General features: G+C 59.7%; 2 protein-coding genes and 1 pseudogene. 2 read left to right on the top strand and 1 reads right to left on the bottom strand.

Going from position 1 to position 2,002, the window contains the following annotated elements; all coding sequences use genetic code 11:
* Positions 1 to 318, top strand: a 318-nt coding sequence (locus BW990_RS22000; protein ID WP_159441708.1) for a hypothetical protein, incomplete at its 5' end; no start/stop codon positions are given.
* A 77-nt stretch (positions 319 to 395) separates the two neighbouring features.
* A pseudogene (locus BW990_RS20875) lies at positions 396 to 1,653 on the top strand (IS256 family transposase).
* 117 nt (positions 1,654 to 1,770) lie between these two features.
* On the opposite strand, the gene BW990_RS22420 reads toward BW990_RS20875, so the two are convergent.
* The coding region (locus tag BW990_RS22420; protein WP_234990335.1) for a hypothetical protein at positions 1,771 to 2,002 on the bottom strand (232 nt) is incomplete at its 5' end.

Raw genomic sequence — 2,002 nt, 5'->3', positions numbered from 1 at the left:
GCGGACGGAGGCGCCGGTAATGACACCTATCACTACGCGAAGGACGCCGGGAGGCTTTATCTCTCGGGCGAAACGGCGAGCAGCGGGTCAGCCGATCGGATTGTCTTCAGCGATCTGACGCTCGACGACTTCATCTTCGATACGCTCGACTACGGGCCGCTGCCCTATGGCGGGGACCAGGTCGCGCTCCGGATGCTCTGGAACGACGGCGAGAGCTCTGGCGAGCTGCGCGTGGCGGACATGGCGCAACATATCGAGAGCTTCGAGTTCGCAGACGGGACGGAGATGCAGATAGAGGATTTGTCTCTTCTATTCTAAACAGCCGATTGGCTGTAGAGTGTCAGGCCTTCTGTGTATGACTGATCCGGTTCATGTTTCACCGAAAGGAAGCATGAATGACCATCTCGAAAGAAGTCCTGGATGAACTGCTGAAGGGCGTGGAGCGCCCTGAAGATCTGCTCGGCGATGCTGGGCTCATGAAAGAACTGAAGATCAAGCTCATGGAACGGATGCTGGGTGCCGAACTGACCGCGCATCTTGGCTATGAAGAGGGCGAGAGCGCGCCGCTCAGCCAATCCAATCGCCGCAACGGCACATCGGCCAAGGTTCTCAAGGGACAGGACGGGGAATTGCCGGTGGCGATCCCCCGTGACCGGGACAGCAGCTTCGAGCCGGAGCTGGTGAAGAAGGGCCAGACCCGGATCGACGGGATGGATGACAAGATCATCGGGCTCTACGCGGTCGGGCTGACGGTCCGCGACATCCAGGCCCATCTGCTCGATCTCTATGGCCTGAAGGTCTCGCCCGACCTGATCAGCCGTGTCACCGACGCTGTTCTGGATGAGGTCCGGGAATGGCAGAGCCGGGCGCTGGAGCGGGTATATCCAATCGTGATCTTCGACGCGCTGCGGGTGAAGATCCGCGGTGCCGACAGCCGGACGGTGAAGAACAAGGCCGTGTATGTCGCGCTCGGCGTCACACGCGATGGCCAGCGTGAAGTTCTGGGCCTGTGGATCGCGGAGAACGAAGGCGCCAAATTCTGGCTCTCGGTGATGAACGAGCTGAAGAACCGGGGCACGCAGGACATCCTGATCGCGGTTGTGCCCTCTCGGCAGATTTCTTTCAGAAATCGCCTGCCGGGTAATAGACGGGCTGAAGGGCTTCCCCGAAGCCATAACCGCCGCCTTCCCGGACGCCATGGTCCAGACGTGTATCGTGCATCTGGTGCGCCATTCCCTGAACTTCTGCTCCTGGAAGGACCGCAAGGCAGTGGCCGGCGATCTGAGCCGGATTTACGGCGCTGCGACCGCCGATCTGGCCGCGGCCGAACTCGACGATTTCGAGGAGAAATGGGCCGGGAAATACGCCTCGATCGCCCCGGCTTGGCGCAGGGCCTGGCAGGAGATGATTCCGTGCTTTGGCTTCGATTCAGCGATCCGCAAGATCATCTACACGACCAACGCCATAGAAAGTCTGAACCGCGTGATCCGGAAATCGATCAAGACGCGGGGCTCGTTCACAAAAGACGAGGCCGCGACCAAGCTGATCTACCTGGCAATCCGCAAATTCGAAAAGGATGGCCGAAATGTCCGGGAATGGTTTGCCGCCCGCAATCAGTTCGCCATAATGTTCGGCGAGCGCTTCGACGCTTGAGTATCTGAAACCGCATGGACCGGGACAGATACACAGACTTCAGGACACTCCCGCAGGACGCCGCCTTTTTGGTCAGTGCAGCGATGTTCTGATGTGGTCGCGACCGCCTTCATTGTGTCAAATCTCTCCTGATGCGCTCTGTCCAGCATCGACCGCGGCCTTAGCCACACAACACTGAAGACGGTGATCAAGACCTCCGCCAATCGTGCTGGCTGCGCGCATGACGATGTCCGGGCATTCAGCGCAGCGGTCGCTTAACAGGTTGCTGAAAAAGGCCGGTCTCGACGCGCTTTCGAGAACATGATTCACCCCTGTCACGGATACGGAGGCGGGTGTGATGCGCGGGACG

This window comes from Roseivivax lentus (assembly GCF_900156805.1).
In the GTDB taxonomy this organism is placed as follows: Bacteria; Pseudomonadota; Alphaproteobacteria; order Rhodobacterales; family Rhodobacteraceae; genus Roseivivax; species Roseivivax lentus.
This window is presented reverse-complemented; position numbering and strand designations above follow the sequence as displayed.